Below are 22,642 nucleotides of genomic sequence, written 5' to 3' on the forward strand. Positions count from 1 at the left end.
TCAAACTCTTCAATTAAAGTTTTGGCTCAATGAATACTGTTAATCCATTACCGAAGTAATGAATGAATTGACTGTGCCGAATCTTACGATTCGATTTGGTCACTCAGTTTCATTGATAATTCTTTTTTGACTATCATTTCACGAGTGCCCACACAGATTGCATGGTCAAATTGTTAAAGAACAATACTGATTGGTTAGCGACTTAAGTTGCCGTGCTCCGTGTCAGTGAGGTGGCATTATAGAGACTTCGATCACGTTGGCAAGGGAGTTTTTTAAAAAATTAAGTAAAAGCTGACAGTTCGAACAAAAAACACCCAAAGCCATCAAAAAGGCAGCTTAATAGGCCTTAAACTGGGCCGCAAAGGCCTCTACTTTTTGCCAATCCGTATATTCCACCTCTTTACTTGTATCAGTTTCCCCACCAGTAATACGCATAATGAACTGAATCATTACCCGATCAAACCATTTATATCGTGGATAGCGGAGCGCTCCGGCAAATACTGCCTGCAAGCCAGGTTGCCATGGTGACTTCTGACGGAACTTCTTCATATAGGCACTTGTCTCCGGTGTGTTTTTGCCTTCTTTACGGGCTGTTAAGTTGACACAGAAGAAACCCACTTTATGCTGCTCCAACGCTGGCAGATTCTGATTGATAAACTGATAGAGCTTTTTATTAAGATGCCCATAACGGATCGAAGCCCCAATCAAGATGCGGTCATACTGCTCAAAAGAAACAGCAGGCAGCTGGTTCAAATCTGCCAACTCACACTGATAGCCCTCTCCCAGAGTTTTCTCAATATGACGCATGATTTTGATGGTTTGCCCATCACTGCTCGAATGAAGCAAAAGAACTTTTTCCACGGCATTTCCTTATCTATTAACTACGCCAAAATGTAGGAGTAAACAGCACCAACAAGGTAAAGACTTCCAAGCGACCAAATAGCATCGCAATCACCAATACCCATTTTGCCGGATCATTAACTTCGCCAAAGTGAACCGCGACTTCCCCGAGGCCCGGTCCGAGGTTATTCAAGGTAGCAGCCACGGCTGAGAACGCCGTTAGCTCATCAATCCCCGTTGCGATCAACGCCAACATGCAGATCACAAAGACCAAGGCATACGCCGAGAAGAACCCCCACACCGCATCAACCACACGTTGCGGCAAGGCTTTATTTCCGACCTTAATGGTATAAACCGCCCGCGGGTGAACCAAGCGCTTGAGCTCCCTGACACCTTGCAGTAACAACAAGAACATCCGGATCACCTTGATACCACCACCGGTCGATCCCGCGCACCCGCCGACAAATGATGAAAACAGCAGTAGTACTGGCAAAAACAGTGGCCATTCAGAGAATCCCGTGGTGGTGAAACCTGCGGTCGTTGAGATGGAGACCGTTTGGAACAACGCCTGATCAAAGGCATCGTGGTACGAGTCATAGGAATGGTGCTTGAGCAACATGCCAAAGCAGATCAGGAACAAAATCAGCTGCGATGCGAAAAATGCCCGAAACTCCGGATCACGCCAATAGGTACGCAAATGAATGCCACCATTGGCAAAGGCTGCAAAGTGGAGTGAAAAGTTACAGGCGGAAATCAGCAGGAACACCACGGTGATCATGTTAATCGTCGGGCTATTGAAATAACCCATGCTGGCGTCATGGGTAGAAAACCCTCCAATCGCCACCGTGGAAAAGCTATGGGCTACCGCATCAAATGCGGTCATGCCCGCTAGCCAGAAAGCCAACGCACAACTGATGGTCAACGCGAGATAGATATACCATAGCGCCTTGGCGGTTTCGGCAATACGCGGGGTCATTTTACTGTCTTTGACCGGGCCAGGGATCTCAGCCCGGTAAAGCTGCATACCACCGATACCCAGTACCGGCAAAATGGCAACAGCCAATACGATGATCCCCATACCGCCGAACCATTGCAGCAACTGTCGATAAAACAAAATCGCCTTTGGGAGATGATCCAGCCCGACAATCACGGTAGCCCCGGTAGTGGTCAGCGCTGAAAAAGATTCAAAAAAGGAATCTGTTACTGATAGGTCTGGGGTTTTAGCCAGAATAAAGGGAACAGCACCGGCACTGCCGATAACGGTCCAGAACAGCACCACAATCAGGAAGCCATCCCGCGCTTTTAGTTCCCTACGGTAATGACGGTTAGGCACCCATAACAAGGCACCACCCGCAAAAAGAAGAAAAAAAGTCACGACAAACGGCAGTCCCGCTCCGTCGCGATAGATTAAGGCCACCAAGGCTGGCGCCAGCATAGTGACACTGAATAAGGCGAGCAGCAGCCCGACAATCCTGATAATGGAACGAAATTGCATTGCCTATTCGGCTCTCATTTATAATTAGAAAACGTTAGCAGGGCTACTCTGAACGGTCTACCGCACTCACCTGCCCACCACTGCGACTAAACAGGGTCGCACTGAATGACTCGACCCGGCGGCGATCCAACTCAATCACCAATGTCACCCGCTGGCCATAATCAGCCTCAACTTGGCGGCCGGCGAACTCAGTGACTAAAGACTCCACCAGCGATACCTGATTATACTCGCAGCTAATCAGCAGTTCCGAAGTTATTAACTTTTCTTTGGTTTGCAGCACAGTTAAGGCTTGCTGAACACCGCCACCATAGGCTTTGACCAAACCACCGGTACCGAGCTTAATACCGCCAGAGTAGCGCGTTACCACAGCCGTAATTTCTCCCACGCCGGATCCAGTCAGCTGGGCAAGGATTGGCTTACCCGCCGTTCCTGACGGCTCGCCATCATCGCTGAATCCCCACTTCATCGAATCTTCAGGTCGCCCGGCAACAAACGCCCAACAGTTATGCCTGGCATCATGGTGTTTATCCTTAATGCTTTGGACAAACGCCTTAGCAGCGTCGACATTCGGGGTATGTGCCAAATAGGTAATAAAGCGGCTTTTCTTGATTTCTTCTTCGAGAGTCGCACTGCTTGCTGGGATCAGGTAGGGCTCACTAACGGTCATATCCTGCCGTATTTCTCTGTTATAGGTCGAATATCTCAGGATACCACAACCCCTGTTGTCGCTGTAACCGCTCCACCCTCTATAGCAACAGAATGCCGAAAATCGACCATTAAGCTTTGACAGCTTACTCGGCGCCACAAAATATCAACTAACCCAAGCCCCAAACAAAAAAACCTATCCAGCTGAATTCAATAACAAAAATACCACCCATCACTTATCTACTCAGTGATAACGTCTCTTTGCCCCACCAAAAAAGTTAAACAAATGTTTAAAATAGGTGTTGTAATCGTTGCATAACAGGTTCAGACTATTATTTAACCTACCGACAGGTCAAACCAGTTAAATCAAATCCGGCATAGACCGGAACTCATGGAGATAGAAGATGATTTACCAAGGTGAAACCCTATCCGTTCGCTATCTGGAAGATGGCATCGCCGAGCTTAACCTCAACGCTCCCGGCACAATCAACAAGTTCGACCTCAAAACCCTGAAAAGCTTCAACGAAGCCCTCAATGCGCTCTACCACCAGAGTGACTTGAAGGGATTACTGTTGACCTCAAGCAAAGACGCCTTTGTGGTTGGGGCTGATATCACTGAGTTCCTTAGCTTGTTTGCCAAGCCTGCCGAGGAGCTGTCACAGTGGGTCACCCATGCCAACGACATCTTTAATAAGCTGGAAGACTTACCGGTTCCGACCCTGTCAGCAGTTAATGGCCACGCCCTTGGCGGTGGCTGCGAATGTATTCTGGCTACTGATATGCGTCTGGCCGACAGCAAAGCCCGCATCGGCCTACCGGAAACCAAACTCGGCATCATGCCCGGTTTCGGAGGAACCGTCCGCCTGCCGCGCTTGATCGGCGCTGACTCGGCAATGGAAATCATTACTGCCGGTAAAGACAAGAAAGCCCTCGATGCCCTCAAGCTTGGCTTGGTCGACGGGGTAGTCGAGCCTGAGCAACTACACACCGCAGCACTGGCTATGCTTAAGGACGCTATTGCTGGCAATCTCGACTGGCAGTCGCGTCGAGCCCAGAAAAAAGCGCCGCTGGCCCTGAACAAGATAGAGGCGACCATGAGCTTTACCATCGCCAAGGGGATGGTGGCTCAGGTTGCAGGCCCTCACTACCCGGCCCCCATAGCGGCGGTAAAGGCCATTGAAGAAGCTGCACGTTGTGAGCGAGACGAAGCGCTAACGATTGAGAACAAACACTTTGTGACCCTAGCAAGAACCGATGTCGCCAAATCCTTGGTAGGGGTCTTCCTCAACGACCAGTACATCAAAGGCCAGGCCAAGCAAGCTGCGAAAGCCGGACAGCCCACCAGTAAGGCAATGGTCTTGGGTGCTGGGATCATGGGAGGAGGCATTGCCTACCAATCCGCCCTCAAAGGGGTGCCGGTATTAATGAAAGATATCAGCGACGCATCACTCGACCTGGGCATGGGTGAAGCGGCTAAACTGCTTAACAAACAGTTAGAGCGAGGCCGTATTGACGGCCTTGGCATGGCCAAAGTCCTAGGTGGGATCACCCCTAGCCTACACTATGCTGGTGCCGAAGATGTCGATGTAGTGGTTGAAGCCGTGGTTGAAAACCCAAAGGTCAAGGCAGCAGTATTGAGTGAGGTCGAAAGCCTCGTCGGTGGGGAGACGGTTATTACTTCCAATACCTCGACTATCCCTATCAACTTGCTGGCAAAATCACTCAAACACCCCGAGAAATTCTGTGGCATGCACTTCTTCAACCCGGTCCACCGCATGCCGCTGGTCGAAATCATCCGTGGCGAGCATACCTCCGACGAAACCATCAACCGGGTCGTTGCCTATGCTGCCAAGATGGGGAAATCCCCGATTGTGGTCAACGACTGCCCCGGGTTCTTCGTCAACCGCGTGCTGTTCCCATACTTTGCCGGTTTCAGCCTGTTGCTCCGTGACGGGGCCGATTTCCAGCAAATTGATAAAGTGATGGAAAAACAGTTCGGCTGGCCGATGGGACCTGCTTATCTATTGGATGTGGTCGGTATCGATACCGCTCACCACGCCCAGGCCGTAATGGCAGAAGGCTTCCCGGATCGCATGGGCAAAGACTACAGAGATGGCGTCGATGTGATGTTCGACAATGGCCGCTATGGTCAGAAGAATGGCCAGGGTTTCTACGCCTATACTACCGACCGCAAGGGCAAGCCAAAGAAAACCAGCGCGCCCGAGGTCACCGAATTGATTGCGCCGGTCACCGGCAATGCCACCCCATATGATGCCGAAACAATCATTGCCCGTATGATGATCCCAATGATCAACGAAGTGGTTCGCTGTCTTGAAGAAGGGATCATTGCCAGCCCAGCCGAAGCCGATATGGCCCTGGTCTACGGTTTAGGCTTCCCTCCATTCCGTGGCGGTGTTTTCCGTTATCTCGATAGCCTTGGCCTGGCCAACTATGTCCAGTTGGCCGACAGCTATGCCCACCTTGGTGCCGTTTATGAAGTACCGGCGGGCTTGCGTGAAAAAGCGGCCCAAGACAGCTGCTACTACCCTGTACCGAGCAACGCGTAATCATGGCTTAAGGATGAGGAATTGAAAATGAATAACGTTGTAATCGTTGATTGTATCCGTACCCCGATGGGACGCTCGAAAGGCGGGGCCTTCCGCCATGTCCGCGCCGAAGACTTGTCGGCCCACCTGATGAAGGGACTGCTGGCACGCAATCCACAGGTTGATCCGAGCAGCATTGAAGACATCTACTGGGGCTGTGTCCAGCAGACACTGGAGCAAGGCTTTAATGTCGGCCGCAATGCGGCCCTGTTAGCGGGGATCCCCCACACAGTGGGCGCGACAACCGTCAATCGCCTGTGTGGCTCATCGATGCAGGCACTGCATGATGCCGCCCGCGCGATTATGGTCGGTGATGCCGATACCTGCCTGATCGGTGGTGTCGAGCATATGGGCCACGTACCAATGAACCACGGGGTCGACTTCCACCCGGGGCTATCAAAGTCTGTCGCCAAAGCAGCAGGCATGATGGGATTAACCGCTGAAATGCTGGGCCGTATGCATGGTATCAGCCGGGAAATGCAGGACGCCTTTGCCGCCCGCTCCCACCAGCGCGCCCATGCCGCGACTATTGAAGGCCGGTTTACCAACGAGATCTACCCTACCGAGGGGCATGATGCAGATGGTCGTTTGACCCTACTTAGCCATGATGAGGTGATTCGTCCTGAAACAACCGCAGAGTCACTTTCTGCACTACGCCCGGTGTTCGATCCGGCTAACGGTACCGTTACCGCAGGATCGTCTTCCGCCCTGTCGGATGGCGCATCAGCCATGCTGGTGATGAGCGAAGACAAAGCCAAGGCACTCGGTCTGACTATCCGTGCCCGGGTAAAAGCCATGGCGATTGCCGGTTGCGATCCCTCTATCATGGGTTATGGACCGGTACCGGCCAGTCAGAAGGCTCTGAAACGTGCCGGCCTATCTATCGAAGATATCGGCATGGTCGAGCTCAACGAAGCCTTTGCCGCCCAATCACTCCCTTGCGCCAAAGATCTCGGCTTGCTGGATGTGGTAGAAGAAAAGGTCAACCTCAATGGCGGAGCCATCGCGCTCGGTCACCCACTAGGCTGCTCAGGTTCACGTATCTCCACCACCTTGATCAACCTGATGGAGCACCATGATGTCCAATTCGGTCTGGCAACAATGTGTATTGGCTTAGGCCAAGGTATTGCCACGGTTTTCGAGCGGGTTGAGTAGCCCATTTTACCCACCAAGAGCCCGCTTCGGCGGGCTTTTTTGATCTTTTCCACACATGCAGTAATGACATAGATTAAATGATTAACTTTCATTTTATTCATAGTTATTTCGGATCTACACTCATTACCACTTAAGACGCTTGTTTAATTTGGAGCATCCCTATGTTTAAGGCACTGGTTCTAAACCAAGAAGAGAAAAAAACAATTGCGACCATCGAACAATTGGACGATAGCCACCTTCCTGAAGGCGATGTTCTGATTGATGTCGATTACTCTTCCCTGAACTACAAAGACGGCTTGGCCATCACAGGCAAAGGTAAGATCATCCGTAACTTCCCAATGGTACCGGGTATCGATCTAGCCGGTACGGTCGTTAGCTCTGAGGATGCACGCTACCAGGCGGGTGACAAAGTCGTGCTAACTGGCTGGGGAGTCGGTGAAAACCACTGGGGTGGTATGGCACAACGTGCACGCCTGAAAGCCGATTGGCTGGTGCCGCTACCAACAGGTTTTGATAGCAAGAAAGCCATGATGGTAGGTACTGCCGGTTTTACCGCAATGCTATGTGTACAAGCATTACTTGATGCCGGTATCAAACCAGAAGCTGGCGAAATATTAGTCACCGGAGCCAGTGGTGGTGTCGGCTCTGTTGCCGTTACCCTTCTGGCCCAGCTTGGCTACAAAGTGACAGCTGTTACTGGCCGTGTAGAGCAAAATGGTCCACTGCTAGAGAAGCTTGGTGCGAGTCGTATTATCGACCGTAGTGAATTCGAAGAGCCGGCACGTCCACTAGAGAAGCAAGTGTGGGCAGGTGCTGTCGATACCGTCGGTAGCAAGGTACTGGCAAAAGTACTGGCGCAAATGGACTACAACAGCGCTGTTGCCGCTTGTGGTTTGGCTGGCGGTTTTGATTTGCCGACAACGGTTATGCCATTCATCCTACGTAACGTCCGCCTGCAGGGTGTCGACTCGGTGATGTGCCCAACGGACAAGCGTATCGCCGCTTGGGAAAAACTGGTCGAGCTATTACCTGAAAGCTTCTATGAGCAAGCGTGCACCGAGGTTGAACTAGATGCCGCACCTAAGTACGCGGAAGACATTACCAACGGCCAAGTAACCGGCCGAGTCGTGATCAAGCTATAGCCGCGATTGCGAACGTAATACCAATTATTAAAGCCGGGTTTACCCGGCTTTTTTATTCCAATCCCATATCATCGATGCGTTTGGCGATCAGGCGGCTACACTCTTCCTTAACAATCGCCCTTAGCCACTCCTGGGCCGGTGAGTGCTCACAGCGCGGATGCCAAATCATCGAGTAATCAAACGGCGTAAAGGCAAACGGCAGAGGTTTGACGACCAAGTCGTAGCGCTCTGCCACCAGATAAGCTAAATCCGCAGGGACGGTAATAATCAACGGCATGGTATCGACTATCGCCAATGCCGCCTCAAGGTGATAGGCGCGCAAGACCATTTTGCGTTTGGGTTGGTCAACCAGCGCTTGCTCAATCAGCGCCTTGACCCCGTCACTGATCGCAATCATTGCATGGGGGTAAGCCAGGTAATCCACCAAACTCATCTCTTTATCGACCAATGGATGATGCTTGGATAGCAGGCATAACACACCGACTCTTCCCAAAATTTCACTGCGCAATGGCTCAACGGGCCCGGTCGGACGGCAGATCGCCAAATCCGCACCTTCATAAGTCAGCTGATCGGCCAACCTATCATGCTGCAACGGCAAGAACTCAAACGAGACCTCCGGTGCCTCCTGATAAATCCGCGGTAGGGCAAACGGCAAAATGGTTTGCATGGCATAATCGGTAGTAGCGATGGCAAAGGTCTGATCGCAGCTTCGCGGATCAAACTCGACCGGTGACAGCAACTGGCGCAGGGATTCCAATGGCTCACCCAGTGCCCGGTCAAACTCCAACGCCTTTTCGGTCGGGATCAAATGCTGGCCCTGGCGAGTAAATAACGGATCGCCAAGCAAGTCGCGCAGCCTACCCAGCACCCTGCTCATCGCCGACTGGCTCAGGTTCAGGCGTGTGGCAGCCTTGCTGACACTGCTCTCTTCAATCAGTACCCGCAATGCCACCAGCAAATTCAAATCACGGCGATAGATGTCTTCTAGTTCCACTTCGAGCTACCTTGGCAAGATATTGGGATTAATACCAAACAACATATTACTTAGTTTGGTATTATTTTATCGTCCAGATAAAAAAAATCCCGCTATAAAAGCGGGGAAGCCCAAGAAAACTGGGGGAGTGTAGTAGATGTGCAATGTTAGCTTTCTTCTTCCTCGAGCTCGGGAGAATTGGTGAGCTCGAGCCAAAGTCCTAGCGCGGCGGCAATCAGGCCACCCAGCGCGATAAAACTAGTCTCATTCGGAGAACGTAGCATCAAAGAGCAAAACGTAATGAAGCACAGTACGCTATAAATTGTCAGGCGATCCATCTGAGTCAACATAGTTCCTCCTAATCCTTCAGAAGATAAACGTTAATGACTTGTTAAATACGTTACACGTTTTATTTTGATTTGCCAACCCTTATTGATTAATTCTTGCCCATAAGTATGATCACAATCTTCAACAGAAGATGTAGATGCTATGACCGCTATTTTTGACAACCCCACCCACAGTTTGGAAGCTGAAGGACTCCGCTGCCCTGAGCCTGTGATGATGGTGCGTAAAACCGTAAGGAAAATGGCCGAAGGCGATACCCTGCTCGTCACTGCCGATGACCCTTCAACTACTAGGGATATTCCAAGCTTTTGCCGTTTCATGGATCACACCTTGGTTGCGGCAGAAACCGACAGCCTGCCTTACCGTTACTTGATAAGAAAAGGCACTAACTAAACGATCAAAAAAAGGCAGCTCATTGAGCTGCCTTTTTACTGTCCTGTTACCGGCTAACGGCTAATCCTCATTACGGTACGAATCCCGCAATTGGCGGTTGGCTTTATCGAGTTCGTGGCGCAGGTCGCGGATTTCCTTCTTCATCGGCAGGACATAACGCAAGCGAACCAAGGCATCGACCGATAGGTACGTCGTCACAATAGCACCGACCACCATCGGCAACCACATGTCCGTCAGCACCATACCGAGAATATTCAGCGCCAACGCAAAGTTGAATAACCAGAATTGACTCTGGGGCGATATTGCAAGAAAACGGTTCATAACCCCCTCCTATACAGCGGCAACCGTCCAAAGGTACTGGTACCAACATATCACGCCAAGCTTCCCGGCACTGCTGCCATGCTCACAATTTAAGTGGTTGTTATCACAGTGTCATAATGGCTTGTGAGCAAGGCTCAAATAACCATGTTCCACGTGGAACACAGCTAGCGGAGATTACATGCCAAACGCGGCGGCAAGAGCCAGGCCAAAGAACAACGCCGCAGTGATTTTACGGATCAAACTCAGCGGCATACGCTCGGCTGACAATTTACCAATCAAGACCACGGGCACATTGGCCAGCAACATACCAATAGTGGTACCCAGTACTACCCACATTAGCGCATCACTGTATTTAGCTCCAAGCATGGTAGTAGCGACTTGGGTCTTGTCACCGATCTCGGCAATGAAGAAGGCAATAAAGCTGGCGACAAACGGCCCGCGGTTGGAGATCTGTTCGTCATCATCAAGCTTGTCAGGGATCAAAATCCACCCCGCCATAGCAACAAAGCTCACCACCAACACCCACTTGAGCATTTCTGGCGTTAAGTAGTCAGCAACCACTACTCCAAGCCAAGCTGCCAATGCATGGTTGGCAATGGTGGCGAAGAAGATCGCCAGAATAATAGGAATAGGTTTGCGGTAACGACTTGCAAGCAGCAGGGATAACAGTTGCGTTTTATCGCCAATTTCTGCCAAGGCAACCGACGTAATAGAGATAGCTAAAACACTCACGACATGCTCTTTGGGGCGAGGAATACAGTAAAAAACCACAGGTAAACGCACATGCCCCACCCCGGTTCATGCTGGTTTACCGATGGTCTCGCCAAACTCACTAGTAGGATAAACGTGAGTCACAAACGCCATGAAGATTTTGCTTCAATTATGTTGACGTTTGTCTTGCCAGGACAAGAGGCTACTCCCCAAAGGTACGGCAATTCTACACAGCAGCAACACGGATCGCAAGGCACAAAAAAGGGCCTGCATGAGGCCCTTTTATCCAATCAAGGTTATTTGGTGAAATTAACCTTGTGGCGAAAGTACGATCTCTACCCGGCGGTTCTGGGCACGCCCCTGCTCGTTATCGTTAGAAGCAATCGGGTGTGACTCACCCATACCTTTAGTCACAATACGGTTGCTGGCAACACCACCACGCATCAGCTCATTGCTTACTTCGCTGGCACGCACCTGTGACAGACGTAGGTTATAAGACGCCGCACCTGTACTGTCGGTAAAGCCGTATACGTTAAGCATGGTTTCGTCATACTCTTTGGCAACCAACGCGACGCTTTGCAGTGCATTCTTAGCCTGACCGCTCAATGCTGTATCATCAACACCGAAGGTAATGGTGTTCGGCATATTGAGGATAATATTGTCACCATCACGGGTTACGCTGATCCCGGTGGATTGCAACTGCTTACGCAGCTCAGCTTCCTGTACATCCATGTAGTAGCCGATACCACCACCCAGTGCCGCACCAGAAGCTGCACCAATCAAGGCACCCTTGCCACGATCACTCTTGCTTGAAGACGCAGCACCGATAGCAGCACCCGCCACCGCACCGATAATTGAGCCACTGGTCGCTTTCGCCGTTTGCTGTTCGCCAGTGTAAGGGTTAGTTGTTGAACAACCTGTCGCAACCACAGCCGTTGCCGTAGCAAACACCAGGTTACGCATCCATTTGCTAGATATAGCGCGATTAGACAAATCCATATTGTTTACCTTTCTTATTCTCGGCTCAGGGCCGATGTCATTGTGTGCAGCGTCTTTGGCAAGCCAAAGCTGTTCATTGGCGGCAGTATTGTATCTGACCGTCATAAGCTGATATCAGAACAATGTCAAAAAAGTCTATCCCCTGACAAGCTAGGCACATTAATTTAAGCAAATTAATTAAAGATGACCAAAAAACATGCACTCCCCCTACTAGCGCAGGTGTTGGCAAGGTATACTGGATAGTTACTAAAAATCTCTCAATCCATTAATCACGCGAAGCTGACAATGCAGAAATACGATATTAAAACCTTTCAGGGCATGATCCTCGCGCTGCAGGATTACTGGGGCCAACAGGGTTGTACTATTGTGCAACCTCTGGACATGGAAGTAGGTGCAGGTACCTCTCACCCGATGACATGTCTTCGTGCTCTGGGTCCAGAACCTATTGCAGCAGCGTATGTGCAACCATCACGTCGTCCTACCGACGGCCGCTACGGCGAGAACCCGAACCGCCTTCAGCACTACTACCAGTTCCAGGTGATCATCAAGCCATCACCGGACAATATTCAGGAGCTATACCTAGGCTCGCTGGAAGCTCTTGGCATCGATACCCAAGTCCACGACATCCGCTTCGTAGAAGATAACTGGGAAAACCCAACCTTGGGTGCCTGGGGTCTAGGCTGGGAAGTATGGCTAAACGGTATGGAAGTTACTCAGTTCACTTACTTCCAGCAGGTTGGTGGTCTTGAATGTAAGCCAGTAACCGGTGAAATCACATACGGTATCGAACGTCTGGCGATGTACATCCAGGGTGTTGATTCCGTATACGACCTAGTATGGACAGACGGTCCGCTAGGCAAAGTGACATACGGTGATATCTTCCACCAAAACGAAGTTGAACAGTCAACTTACAACTTCGAATACGCAGACGTTGATTTCCTATTCACATTCTTCGACCAGTGCGAAAAGGAATGTCAGGAGCTACTAGCACTAGAGAAACCACTTCCTCTACCTGCTTACGAACGTATTCTAAAAGCAGGCCATGCATTCAACCTTCTTGATGCACGCAAAGCCGTTTCTGTTACAGAGCGTCAGCGCTACATCCTGCGCATCCGTAACCTAACCAAGCAAGTGGCTGAAGCCTACTACGCTTCCCGTGAAGCTCTTGGCTTCCCAATGTGCAAAAAAGACAAGTAAGGATCACCATGGCTGAACACAATTTCCTTATTGAACTTGGTACCGAAGAGCTACCGCCAACGGCACTGCGCACACTGGCAGAAGCCTTTGCAGCAAACTTCGAAGCTGAGTTGAAAGCAGCAGACCTACCACACCAGGGTGTGAAGTGGTTTGCTTCTCCTCGCCGCCTGGCACTTAAGGTTGCTGGCCTTGCTGAAAACCAGCCTGACAAGGTGGTAGAAAAGCGCGGCCCGGCGATTTCTGTGGCATTCGATGCAGACGGTAACCCAACCAAAGCGGCTCAAGGCTGGGCACGTGGTAATGGCATCACCGTTGAACAAGCTGACCGCCTGGTTACCGACAAAGGCGAATGGCTACTGTTCAAGCAAGAAGTCAAAGGCCAAGCGGCTGATGCACTGCTATGCGATATGGCTGCCAATGCGCTTGCTAAACTGCCAATTCCTAAGCCAATGCGCTGGGGTGACACAGACACTCAGTTTATCCGTCCGGTGAAAACCCTGACCATGCTTCTGGGTGACAAGCTGATCCCGGGTACTATCCTGGGTGTGGAATCTGCACGCACTATTCGTGGCCACCGCTTCATGGGTGAAGCTGAGTTTACTATCGACAATGCCGATCAGTATCCAGCGATCCTGGAAGAGCGCGGTAAGGTAATGGCTGATTACGAAGCACGTAAAGCCATCATCTTGGCTGATGCCCAGAAAGCTGCTGAAGCGGTTGGCGGTAAAGCCGACCTTGAAGACGAGCTGGTTGAAGAAGTGACGTCTCTGGTTGAATGGCCTGTCGTACTGACTGCATCTTTCGAAGAAGACTTCCTGAACGTACCGTCTGAAGCGCTGGTTTACACCATGAAAGGTGACCAGAAATACTTCCCGGTTTACGACGCAGATGGCAACCTAGTGCCTAAGTTCATCTTCGTAACCAACATCATTTCGAAAGATCCTCAACAAATCATCGAAGGTAACGAGAAGGTTGTCCGCCCTCGTCTTGCCGATGCAGAGTTCTTCTTCAACACCGACCGTAAGCGTCCACTGATTGATCGCCTGCCTGAACTAGAAACAGCTATCTTCCAGAAGCAGCTAGGTACGATCAAAGACAAGACTGACCGTATCACTGAACTTGCTGGCTACATTGCCGAAAAGATCGATGCTGATGTGACTAACGCTAAACGCGCTGGCCTACTGGCCAAGTGTGACCTGATGACCTCCATGGTATTCGAATTTACCGATACCCAGGGTGTGATGGGCATGCACTACGCTCGCCATGACGGTGAAGCAGAAGAAGTCGCTCTAGCGCTAAACGAGCAATACATGCCACGCTTTGCCGGTGACGAACTGCCAAGCACAGGCGTGTCAGCGTCTGTTGCGATGGCAGACAAGCTAGATACGCTAGTGGGTATCTTCGGCATTGGCCAGGCACCGAAAGGTTCTGACCCATTTGCCCTGCGCCGTGCAGCGCTAGGTGTTCTACGTATCATCGTTGAGAAAGGCTACAACCTAGATTTGGTTGACCTGATTGCCAAAGCACAATCACTATTCGGCGACAAGCTAACGAACGCCAATGTGGCAGACGAAGTGATCGACTTCATGCTAGGCCGCTTCCGTGCTTGGTACCAAGACGAAGGCCACAGCGTTGACGTTATCCAGGCGGTACTGGCACTACGCCCTACCCAGCCTGCTGATTTCGACAAGCGTGTTAAAGCGGTAACACACTTCCGCTCTCTAGACGCTGCTGAATCACTAGCAGCCGCCAACAAGCGTGTGGGTAACATCCTAGCGAAATTCGATGGTGAACTAGCTTCAGGTGTTGATAGCAGCCTATTGGTTGAAGATGCAGAAAAAGCATTGGCGGCTGATATCGCATCAACGCTAGAACAGCTTGCGCCTGTCTTTGCCGAAGGTGATTACCAGCAGGCACTGTCAGAACTAGCAAACCTTCGTGAGCCAGTTGATGCGTTCTTCGACAACGTGATGGTTATGGCTGATGACGAGAAGCTAAAAGTGAATCGTCTTACCATGCTGAACCAGCTACGTAACGAGTTCCTAAAAGTGGCAGATATTTCGCTACTGCAAAAGTAATGGCGAAAGAGCTATAACGATATTGAAGCCCCGGTTTAGACCGGGGCTTTTTTATTTGTGCCCTTAGGTTTTCACAGCCTCCAGTTTCAAGCCTATTAACCTTAAACGGTTTACATTAAGCTGTTTCACGTGAAACACGCTGATATAAATAGCCACCCAAATCACTACGGTTTCACGTGGAACAATGGATACCCCTCGGACAAGTACCGCGAGACTCTATATATCATCAGACTTTCCCGCTGATTTTGAGTGCAGGCTAATGGGATGAAGAACAGGTGTTACAAGGGGTTTAATAAAACGCTTCGTTGAGGTATGTTGACCAACAGCACAACATAAAGCATAACCATATCGCATAAGACAAACACAACGCCCCGAGGTCAGAAGTAAAGATGGAGTTTTCTACATTTGGTGACAAGTTCGCCCGCTACTCAGGTATCACCCAGCTGATGGATGATTTGAACGATGGCTTACGTAACCCCGATGCCATTATGCTCGGTGGCGGTAACCCTGCCCAGATCCCTGAAATGGTAGAGTACTTCAACCAGCTCTGCAGCCAGATGGCAGCTACAGGTGAACTCACCCAAGCACTGACCAACTACGACGGCCCGCAGGGTAAGAATGTTTTCATCAATGCCCTCGCCCAACTATTAAAGTCTCGTTACGGCTGGAATATCAGCGCTAAAAATATCGCCCTGACTAACGGCAGCCAAAGTGCGTTCTTCAACTTGTTCAACTTGCTAGCCGGTGATTTCAAGAACGGCACGAAGAAAAAAATCCTACTGCCATTGGCACCTGAATACATTGGCTATGGTGACTCAGGCTTAAGTGAAAAAATGTTTATCTCCTACAAACCGGAGATCAGCCTGCTTAAGAACGGTCTGTTCAAATACCATGTTGACTTCAACCACCTGGTGGTTGATAACAGTATCGGTGCTATCTGTGCCTCTCGCCCTACCAACCCGACGGGTAATGTCCTGACCAACGAGGAAATCCACCACCTTGATCAGCTGGCTCGCGAGCACAATATCCCGCTTATCATCGACAATGCCTATGGTATGCCGTTCCCTGATATCATCTTTGAAGATGTCACCCCATTCTGGAACGACAACACGATCTTGTGCATGAGCTTGTCGAAACTTGGTCTGCCAGGCGTGCGCTGCGGGATTGTGGTTGCCAGCGAAGAAATCGCCACCGCCATCGCCAATATGAATGGCGTTCTCAGCCTGGCACCGGGCAGTGTCGGCCCGGCGATTGGTTATAAGATGATTGAGCAAAATGACCTGATGCGCTTGAGCGAAGATGTCATCAAACCTTTCTACTTGCGCAAGTCCAAGCATGCCGTGGAAATGCTGCAACAGGCCATTACTGACTCTCGCTTTAGGATCCACAAGCCAGAAGGCGCGATGTTCCTGTGGCTATGGTTCAAGGACTTACCAATCAGCACCATGGAGCTTTACCGCCGATTAAAAGCCCGCGGTGTGCTCATTGTGCCTGGGGAGTATTTCTTCATTGGCCTTGATGAGGACTGGCAGCATGGCCATGAGTGTCTACGGATGAACTACGTTCAGGAAGATGAAGTAATGCGTAAGGGCATCGCAATCATTGCCGAGGAAGTGGAAAGAGCCTACCAAGAGCAATAACCCACTCAGTGCATACGACTAGACAACATACACAGGCTACCACGGGTAGCCTGTTTTTTATCATTACTAATCAATGCAAACCCAATCTATGCGCAACTCTCTTTGCAGTCGTTACTTCATTCGATAAGAAGCATCAAAGGTCACTCACTTACGCAGATTTTGATTTCCACCTAAACACTATTAACTTGGCTTGATGATGAAAAGGTGTGGTTGCTTTAGGAGAGTGATCTTTACTAGGTAGCTCTATTATCTCAGCAAAGTTTCACGTGAAACAAACTGGCTGCGCAATGAAGAAATATTGGAGAACGATGGATGTCCTACCCTAACGAAGTAACTATTAAGACAATATGCCGAAAGGATGAACTGGCTTTGAAACTAATTAGTCAGTGATAACTTCTGCTTTATACTCAATATTGAATCACCGAGCATGGGTGTAGAACCACAGAGAGACGGATAAAAAAGACAGAAGAAAAAGGAAATAAAAAAGGCCAGCATGCTGACTGACCTTTCACACCTCTAAAGGAAAAAATGTTCCTGTTTATAATTACTCGCTCTCAAGCAAGTGGCGACCGTTGATCGCAATCTTGCGTGGCTTCTGCTCTTCAGGGATCTCTCGCTCAAGATCGATATGCAGCAGGCCGTTTTCCATCTCGGCACCGACGACCTTCACGTAGTCTGCCAGTTGGAATTTACGCTCGAAATCTCGCTCGGCAATGCCTTGGTACAGGTACTGACGTTCAGTCTCACCATTGGCTTCACGGGTACCACGCACAATCAGTTTATTTTGCTGCTGGGTGATATCCAGTTGCTCATCGGCAAAACCGGCCACAGCCATGGTAATACGATAGTGGTTATCATCCTGCTGTTCGATGTTATATGGCGGGTAACCAACATTGGCATTGGTTGCCGATTTTTCCATTTGGTTGAACAGACGATCGAAGCCGATAGCAGAGCGGTATAGAGGAGTGAAATCTAGGTTACGCATAAACTTTATCCTTCTTATGAAGCAATACATTAAACGATTGAATTGTCGAAGAGGCTTTCCATCTGCGGACAAGCCGGTCGAAGGCCCAATGTGTGGCACCTTGCTCTTCATAAATAGATATAGGGGCAGCGCAATATGATCCCAACCCCGGTGACAAAATATTTTTTCCGTACATCTTTTTTATCCCTGAATCCAACAGCACTACATCAGCGTTCAATAAATCGTCCTTAATACAGTTACGCTGTTGGTGAAATGCGGATATTGTTGCCTTAATGCTTGCCACCGACAGGCGCGAAATCTACAGCCAATACAATCCGGTATTCTCATTAAGGACACGGTCTTATTACCCCAAATATGGGGTAATAAGGCCTGATGTACTGGATGCCGAGAATCTGGGAAGAAAAGTGGTAAATACGATTTTGGTTGGGAGGTGGCTGAAATAAAAAAACGCCGCACTGAGTGCGGCGTTTCGGAACTGAATAGCGGTACGCGTTTAATTACACGTCCAAGTTCGCATTCAGCGCGTTCGCCTCAATGAAGTTACGACGCGGCTCAACGTGATCACCCATCAGCGTGGTGAACAGCTCATCTGCAGCAACGGCATCGTTGATGGTTACCTGCATCATACGGCGAGTTTCAGGATCCATAGTTGTTTCCCAAAGCTGCTCAGGGTTCATCTCACCCAGACCTTTGTATCGCTGTAGCGACAGGCCGCGGCGAGACTCTTTGATCAACCACTCCAAGGCTTCTTTGAAGCTGCTTACCGGCTGCTTGCGCTCGCCACGCTGTACGTAGGCAGACTCCTCAAGCAGCTCGAACAACGCTTCAGACAATGATGCCAGCTTGCCGTACTCTTTCGAGTTAAGCAGATCAGCACTTAGCAGGTACTCATGTTCAACACCGTGGGTACGAACGGTCACTTTCGGCAGGTACAGGCTCAGCTCTTCGTCACGAACCACTGCATAAGAGTACTGGCTCTCGCCAGATTGCTTGGCGTTCAACGCAGCAACCAATGCCTTAGTCCAAGCTTCAACATCGCCTTCGTTATTCAGCATCTCTGCCGTCAAACGTGGCTGGTAAGTAAACTCGTTAAGCATCAAGGTCGGGTAACGACGGCTCATACGTTCAATCAGCTTGGTTGCACCGTTAAACTGCTTGACCAACGACTCCAGCGCTTCACCAGAAATCGCTGGTGCACCTTCCGCGGTAAACAGCGCAGCGTTATCCAGTGCCAAGGCTACCTGGTACTGACCCATGTCCTCGTCATCCTGGATGTACTGCTCCTGCTTGCCCTTCTTCACTTTGTAAAGCGGTGGCTGGGCAATGTAGATATGACCACGTTCAATAAGCTCCGGCATCTGACGGTAGAAGAACGTCAGCAGCAGCGTACGGATGTGGGAACCATCGACATCGGCATCGGTCATGATGATGATGTTGTGGTAACGCAGTTTATCCGGGTTGTACTCGTCACGGCCGATACCACAGCCCATAGCGGTGATAAGCGTTGCCACTTCCTGAGAAGACAGCATCTTGTCGAAGCGTGCTTTCTCAACGTTCAGGATCTTACCTTTCAGCGGCAGGATAGCCTGGTTTTTACGGTTACGACCCTGCTTGGCACTACCGCCCGCAGAGTCACCCTCCACAATGTAGAGTTCAGAAAGGGCTGGGTCTTTTTCCTGACAGTCTGCCAGTTTGCCCGGTAGACCAGCCAAGTCCAACGCACCTTTACGGCGGGTCATTTCACGTGCTTTGCGTGCTGCTTCACGGGCACGTGATGCGTCGATGATCTTGGTACATACCGTTTTGGCGTCAGCTGGGTTTTCCAACAGGAACTCGCTCAGCTTCTCACCCATGGTCGATTCAACCGCCGGCTTCACTTCACTCGATACCAGCTTGTCTTTTGTCTGGCTTGAGAACTTAGGATCCGGCACTTTCACCGATACAACCGCCGTTAGGCCCTCACGGGCATCATCACCGGATGTCGCCGTTTTGGCTTTCTTCGAATAGCCTTCCTTATCCATGAAGTTATTCAGGGTACGAGTCAGTGCACCACGGAAACCAGCAAGGTGGGTACCACCATCGCGCTGCGGGATGTTGTTAGTGAAACAGTAGATGTTTTCTTGGAAACCATCGTTCCACTGCATCGCCACTTCCACACCGATACCATCTTCGCGGGTAAACTCGAAGTGGAAGACTTTCGGGTGGATTGGCGTTTTGTTGCGGTTAAGGTGCTCAACGAAAGCACGGATACCACCTTCATACATGAAGTGATCCTGCTTGTCTTCCTCACGCTCATCAATCAGCTTGATTGACACGCCGGAGTTCAGGAACGACAGTTCACGCAGGCGCTTAGCCAGGATTTCATATTGAAATTCAATATTGCTGAAGGTCTCTGCACTCGGCCAGAAACGGATACGGGTACCGGTTTTCTCGGTCTCGCCAATGATACCTAGTGGCGCTTGAGGCTCACCATGGTGGTACACCTGCTGGTGGACAGAACCACCACGGTGGATAGTCAGCTCGACTTTTTCAGACAGGGCGTTAACAACAGAAACACCTACCCCGTGCAGACCACCGGATACCTTGTACGAGTTGTCATCGAACTTACCACCAGCGTGCAGTACCGTCATGATAACTTCTGCCGCCGACACGCCTTCTTCAGGGTGCATTTCAGTCGGAATACCACGACCATCATCACTCACAGACACAGAGCCATCTTCGTGGATGGTGACAATGATATCTTCACAGTGGCCAGCAAGAGCTTCGTCGATAGAGTTATCGACTACCTCAAATACCATGTGGTGCAAGCCTGTACCGTCATCGGTATCGCCAATATACATCCCTGGGCGCTTACGTACCGCATCAAGGCCCTTAAGTACCTTGATACTTGATGAATCGTAGTTGTTGGACATTGAGTTACTCTCGCTTAAATTATCCTGCGGTTATTTTACCGTGTTCCACATGAAACATCTTGCCATTTTCATCATGCATTTCCGCTATTTGGTCAATGCTGATCGCACTGATGAAGACTTGCGCCCCGGTCTCTTTCAACCGTTGCGCCAACAGTGCCCGACGATGGCTATCCAGCTCGGAAGCAAAATCATCAATTAAATATATACACTGCTTACCCGTTGCTTCGGTCAGGTGCAATCCTTGCGCAAGGCGCAAAGCACACATCATCAGCTTGAGCTGACCGCGGGAAAGCACATCCTCTACTGGGGTGCCGGCTACCTTCACCCGCAAGTCCGCTTTATGCGGGCCGCTGGCGGTGTAACCCAGTTGGCTATCCCGTTCGAAATTACGCTGAAGCAATTCAGCATAAGGGGTGTCTTTTTCCCAACCCCGGTAGTACCCGAGTTGGATATCAAATTCAGGCAAAAAGACTTCGCAGATCTCTTTGGCTTTGAGTTTTACCGCCTCGAGATAATCATGACGCCATTGCGAAATCTCTTCAGCCAACAGGCTAAGTTCCTGATCCCAGTAACTCAGCTCCCGGTAATGCCGCGCCGTTTTGAGCAAGGCATTGCGCTGTTTGGTTAGTCGCTTGACCCTTGACCAAGCATGATAAAACTGGGGTTCCACGTGAAACACACCCCAATCAATGAATGAGCGACGGAACTTCGGCCCACCGATTAGCAAATCAAACCCTTCCGGCGTGATCAGCTGCAACGGTAGTAACTGGGCGAGCTGGGCCAGCTTTTGGCTCCCTTCCCCACCGATTTTCAACTCGGTCGTACCATCGCGCTTTTTGTTGATGCCAACAGGCAGCTCGAAAGACGAAGAAGATTGCAACCGCCCATGGACAAACAGCTCTTGCTGGTCATGGCGGATCACCCGCCCTGTAAGATGACTACGGAAAGAGCGGCCATGGCCGAGATAATGGATCGCTTCCAAAACACTGGTCTTGCCGCTGCCGTTGGCACCAACAAGAAAATTGAAGCCTGGTGACAATGACAGGTCACAGGCTTCTATATTCCGGAAATCTTTGACGATCAGACGTGTTAACGACATGACCCTATAGCCTGATTGGCATCACCACGTACATGGCATCACCGCTGGCACTGTCTTCCAACAAGGCACTGGCATTGGCATCGGTCAGCGACCAGCGTACCTGCTCACACTTGAGTGTATTGAGCACATCCAACACATAGCTGACATTGAAACCAATTTCGAGTGGTTCACCCTGGTAGTCGACATCCAGGAACTCTTCCGCTTCTTCCTGCTCTGGGTTATTGGCCGTGATACGCATTTCACCCTGTGACAGGTTCAACCTCACACCACGGAATTTCTCGTTCGACAGGATGGCGGCACGGGAAAAAGCCTTGCGCAGTTCATCACAGCTCGCTTCCACGACCTTGGTGCTATTCTGTGGCATCACCCGACGATAATCAGGGAAGCGACCATCTACCAGCTTAGAAGTAAACACGAAATTGTTCACCTCGGCGCGAATATTGGAGTGACCGATCTGCAGGCGAACCGCATCTTCAGGACTATCAAGCAGGCGCATCAGCTCCATAACCCCTTTACGCGGGACAATGATCTGCTTGGCAGGCAGCTCGGTGCTGGTTGATACCGAGCACACCGCCATCCGGTGGCCGTCAGTCGCGACCGAACGCAACAACTGGCCATCGGTTTCAAACAGCATGCCGTTGAGGTAATAACGCACATCTTGGTGGGCCATCGAAAACTGGGTGCTGTCGATAAGCTGGCGCATCTGGCCCTGAGGAAGGGTGATTTCCACTTCGCTCTGCCAGTCTTCGATATTCGGGAAATCGGCAGCTGGTAGAACAGATAGCGTATAGCGACTGCGACCAGAGCGGATAATCGCACGATCCCCTTCCAGGGAAATCGCAATATTAGCACTGTCAGGCAGGCCACGACAGATATCGAGGAACTTGCGTGACGGTACGGTCACGGCGCCTTCCTCGAAGTCGCCTTCCAAAGCCAGCTTGGCAATCATCTCAACTTCGAGATCGGTACCAGTCATCGACAGGCAGCCCTGCTCGACAACCAACAGAATATTGCCGAGGATCGGCAATGAAGGACGGCTACCCAATGCACCAGAAACCTGCTGCAGGGGTTTTAATAGCTGTTCGCGTGCAACTGTAAATTTCATA

Annotated in this window: 19 protein-coding genes and 1 riboswitch; of the genes, 7 read left to right on the plus strand and 12 right to left on the minus strand. The window is 50.5% G+C overall.

Annotated features, from left to right (window positions below; all coding sequences use genetic code 11):
- Positions 1 to 336: 336 nt before the first annotated feature.
- From hemG to C9J03_RS20270, 3 genes are read right to left on the minus strand one after another with little or no spacing between them, the layout of a single operon-like run.
- On the minus strand, positions 337 to 861 hold the full coding sequence (hemG, locus tag C9J03_RS20260) for a menaquinone-dependent protoporphyrinogen IX dehydrogenase (protein ID WP_044622226.1): 525 nt from the start codon (positions 859 to 861) through the stop codon (positions 337 to 339).
- 16 nt (positions 862 to 877) lie between these two features.
- On the minus strand, positions 878 to 2,335 hold the full coding sequence (locus C9J03_RS20265; protein ID WP_039469239.1) for a TrkH family potassium uptake protein: 1,458 nt from the start codon (positions 2,333 to 2,335) through the stop codon (positions 878 to 880).
- A 43-nt stretch (positions 2,336 to 2,378) separates the two neighbouring features.
- Positions 2,379 to 3,002 carry a YigZ family protein gene (locus tag C9J03_RS20270; protein ID WP_044622225.1) on the minus strand — a complete coding sequence of 208 codons (624 nt, stop codon included), beginning with the start codon at positions 3,000 to 3,002 and terminating at the stop codon, positions 2,379 to 2,381.
- A 382-nt stretch (positions 3,003 to 3,384) separates the two neighbouring features.
- Between C9J03_RS20270 and fadB the strand changes: the two genes are divergently transcribed.
- The 3 genes from fadB (at position 3,385) to acuI (ending at position 7,883) form a co-directional block, all read left to right on the plus strand.
- Complete coding sequence (gene fadB / locus C9J03_RS20275; protein WP_044622224.1) at positions 3,385 to 5,547, plus strand: fatty acid oxidation complex subunit alpha FadB; 2,163 nt, start codon at positions 3,385 to 3,387, stop codon at positions 5,545 to 5,547.
- A gap of 27 nt (positions 5,548 to 5,574) precedes the next feature.
- On the plus strand, positions 5,575 to 6,741 hold the full coding sequence (fadA, locus tag C9J03_RS20280; protein ID WP_044622223.1) for an acetyl-CoA C-acyltransferase FadA: 1,167 nt from the start codon (positions 5,575 to 5,577) through the stop codon (positions 6,739 to 6,741).
- A gap of 161 nt (positions 6,742 to 6,902) precedes the next feature.
- The gene (gene acuI, locus C9J03_RS20285) at positions 6,903 to 7,883 is read left to right on the plus strand and encodes an acrylyl-CoA reductase (NADPH) (protein ID WP_044622222.1); all 981 of its coding nucleotides are present in this window, start codon (positions 6,903 to 6,905) and stop codon (positions 7,881 to 7,883) included.
- 52 nt (positions 7,884 to 7,935) lie between these two features.
- Here acuI and C9J03_RS20290 read toward each other — a convergent pair whose 3' ends face one another.
- A complete protein-coding gene (locus C9J03_RS20290; RefSeq protein ID WP_044622221.1) occupies positions 7,936 to 8,877 on the minus strand; it encodes a LysR family transcriptional regulator in 942 nt (313 codons plus the stop codon).
- 146 nt (positions 8,878 to 9,023) lie between these two features.
- A complete protein-coding gene (locus tag C9J03_RS20295; RefSeq protein WP_044622220.1) occupies positions 9,024 to 9,206 on the minus strand; it encodes a hypothetical protein in 183 nt (60 codons plus the stop codon).
- A 139-nt stretch (positions 9,207 to 9,345) separates the two neighbouring features.
- Here C9J03_RS20295 and tusA point away from each other — a divergent pair, with 139 nt between their 5' ends.
- On the plus strand, positions 9,346 to 9,594 hold the full coding sequence (tusA, locus tag C9J03_RS20300; RefSeq protein WP_044622219.1) for a sulfurtransferase TusA: 249 nt from the start codon (positions 9,346 to 9,348) through the stop codon (positions 9,592 to 9,594).
- Positions 9,595 to 9,654: 60 nt separating this feature from the next.
- On the opposite strand, the gene C9J03_RS20305 is transcribed toward tusA, so the two are convergent.
- The 3 genes from C9J03_RS20305 to C9J03_RS20315 all read right to left on the minus strand — a co-directional run bounded on the left by C9J03_RS20305 (position 9,655) and on the right by C9J03_RS20315 (position 11,625).
- Positions 9,655 to 9,915: a hypothetical protein gene (locus tag C9J03_RS20305; RefSeq protein WP_044622218.1), complete on the minus strand. Its 261-nt coding sequence runs from the start codon at positions 9,913 to 9,915 to the stop codon at positions 9,655 to 9,657.
- Between the two features lie 174 nt (positions 9,916 to 10,089).
- Entirely contained in the window at positions 10,090 to 10,647 is a 558-nt protein-coding gene (locus C9J03_RS20310) for a TMEM165/GDT1 family protein (RefSeq protein WP_044622217.1), read from the minus strand.
- A gap of 93 nt (positions 10,648 to 10,740) precedes the next feature.
- Positions 10,741 to 10,842: riboswitch (yybP-ykoY riboswitch) on the minus strand.
- Positions 10,843 to 10,935: 93 nt separating this feature from the next.
- Positions 10,936 to 11,625 carry a YiaD family glycine zipper/OmpA-like lipoprotein gene (locus tag C9J03_RS20315; RefSeq protein WP_082060681.1) on the minus strand — a complete coding sequence of 230 codons (690 nt, stop codon included), beginning with the start codon at positions 11,623 to 11,625 and terminating at the stop codon, positions 10,936 to 10,938.
- 285 nt (positions 11,626 to 11,910) lie between these two features.
- On the opposite strand from C9J03_RS20315, the gene glyQ reads away from it, so the two are divergent.
- The 3 genes from glyQ (at position 11,911) to C9J03_RS20330 (ending at position 16,540) form a co-directional block, all read left to right on the plus strand.
- The gene (gene glyQ, locus C9J03_RS20320; protein ID WP_039463466.1) at positions 11,911 to 12,822 is read left to right on the plus strand and encodes a glycine--tRNA ligase subunit alpha; all 912 of its coding nucleotides are present in this window, start codon (positions 11,911 to 11,913) and stop codon (positions 12,820 to 12,822) included.
- Positions 12,823 to 12,830: 8 nt separating this feature from the next.
- The gene (gene glyS / locus C9J03_RS20325) at positions 12,831 to 14,900 is read left to right on the plus strand and encodes a glycine--tRNA ligase subunit beta (protein WP_044622216.1); all 2,070 of its coding nucleotides are present in this window, start codon (positions 12,831 to 12,833) and stop codon (positions 14,898 to 14,900) included.
- A 389-nt stretch (positions 14,901 to 15,289) separates the two neighbouring features.
- A complete protein-coding gene (locus tag C9J03_RS20330; protein WP_044622215.1) occupies positions 15,290 to 16,540 on the plus strand; it encodes a valine--pyruvate transaminase in 1,251 nt (416 codons plus the stop codon).
- Between the two features lie 544 nt (positions 16,541 to 17,084).
- Here C9J03_RS20330 and ibpA read toward each other — a convergent pair.
- The 4 genes from ibpA to dnaN all read right to left on the minus strand — a co-directional run bounded on the left by ibpA (position 17,085) and on the right by dnaN (position 22,641).
- On the minus strand, positions 17,085 to 17,525 hold the full coding sequence (gene ibpA / locus C9J03_RS20335) for a small heat shock chaperone IbpA (protein WP_044622214.1): 441 nt from the start codon (positions 17,523 to 17,525) through the stop codon (positions 17,085 to 17,087).
- A gap of 497 nt (positions 17,526 to 18,022) precedes the next feature.
- The gene (gene gyrB, locus C9J03_RS20345; protein WP_044622212.1) at positions 18,023 to 20,437 is read right to left on the minus strand and encodes a DNA topoisomerase (ATP-hydrolyzing) subunit B; all 2,415 of its coding nucleotides are present in this window, start codon (positions 20,435 to 20,437) and stop codon (positions 18,023 to 18,025) included.
- Positions 20,438 to 20,456: 19 nt separating this feature from the next.
- Positions 20,457 to 21,536 (minus strand): DNA replication/repair protein RecF, encoded by a 1,080-nt coding sequence (gene recF / locus C9J03_RS20350; RefSeq protein ID WP_044622211.1) that lies wholly within the window; start codon positions 21,534 to 21,536, stop codon positions 20,457 to 20,459.
- A gap of 4 nt (positions 21,537 to 21,540) precedes the next feature.
- Positions 21,541 to 22,641 carry a DNA polymerase III subunit beta gene (gene dnaN, locus C9J03_RS20355; protein ID WP_039463484.1) on the minus strand — a complete coding sequence of 367 codons (1,101 nt, stop codon included), beginning with the start codon at positions 22,639 to 22,641 and terminating at the stop codon, positions 21,541 to 21,543.
- Between the last annotated feature and the right edge of the window lies 1 nt (position 22,642).

Origin of the sequence: Photobacterium gaetbulicola (assembly GCF_003025515.1) — a bacterium.
Lineage (GTDB): Bacteria > Pseudomonadota > Gammaproteobacteria > Enterobacterales > Vibrionaceae > Photobacterium > Photobacterium gaetbulicola.

Excerpts from the sequence above, each read along its gene's own strand:
- fadB (WP_044622224.1), top strand. The coding sequence starts at position 3,385 with ATGATTTACCAAGGTGAAACCCTATCCGTTCGCTATCTGGAAGATGGC.
- C9J03_RS20305 (WP_044622218.1), bottom strand. The coding sequence starts at position 9,915 with ATGAACCGTTTTCTTGCAATATCGCCCCAGAGTCAATTCTGGTTATTC.
- gyrB (WP_044622212.1), bottom strand. The coding sequence starts at position 20,437 with ATGTCCAACAACTACGATTCATCAAGTATCAAGGTACTTAAGGGCCTT.
- glyQ (WP_039463466.1), top strand. The coding sequence starts at position 11,911 with ATGCAGAAATACGATATTAAAACCTTTCAGGGCATGATCCTCGCGCTG.
- recF (WP_044622211.1), bottom strand. The coding sequence starts at position 21,536 with ATGTCGTTAACACGTCTGATCGTCAAAGATTTCCGGAATATAGAAGCC.
- tusA (WP_044622219.1), top strand. The coding sequence starts at position 9,346 with ATGACCGCTATTTTTGACAACCCCACCCACAGTTTGGAAGCTGAAGGA.
- C9J03_RS20330 (WP_044622215.1), top strand. The coding sequence starts at position 15,290 with ATGGAGTTTTCTACATTTGGTGACAAGTTCGCCCGCTACTCAGGTATC.
- glyS (WP_044622216.1), top strand. The coding sequence starts at position 12,831 with ATGGCTGAACACAATTTCCTTATTGAACTTGGTACCGAAGAGCTACCG.
- C9J03_RS20315 (WP_082060681.1), bottom strand. The coding sequence starts at position 11,625 with ATGGATTTGTCTAATCGCGCTATATCTAGCAAATGGATGCGTAACCTG.
- acuI (WP_044622222.1), top strand. The coding sequence starts at position 6,903 with ATGTTTAAGGCACTGGTTCTAAACCAAGAAGAGAAAAAAACAATTGCG.
- fadA (WP_044622223.1), top strand. The coding sequence starts at position 5,575 with ATGAATAACGTTGTAATCGTTGATTGTATCCGTACCCCGATGGGACGC.
- C9J03_RS20295 (WP_044622220.1), bottom strand. The coding sequence starts at position 9,206 with ATGTTGACTCAGATGGATCGCCTGACAATTTATAGCGTACTGTGCTTC.
- ibpA (WP_044622214.1), bottom strand. The coding sequence starts at position 17,525 with ATGCGTAACCTAGATTTCACTCCTCTATACCGCTCTGCTATCGGCTTC.
- C9J03_RS20270 (WP_044622225.1), bottom strand. The coding sequence starts at position 3,002 with ATGACCGTTAGTGAGCCCTACCTGATCCCAGCAAGCAGTGCGACTCTC.
- dnaN (WP_039463484.1), bottom strand. The coding sequence starts at position 22,641 with ATGAAATTTACAGTTGCACGCGAACAGCTATTAAAACCCCTGCAGCAG.
- C9J03_RS20265 (WP_039469239.1), bottom strand. The coding sequence starts at position 2,335 with ATGCAATTTCGTTCCATTATCAGGATTGTCGGGCTGCTGCTCGCCTTA.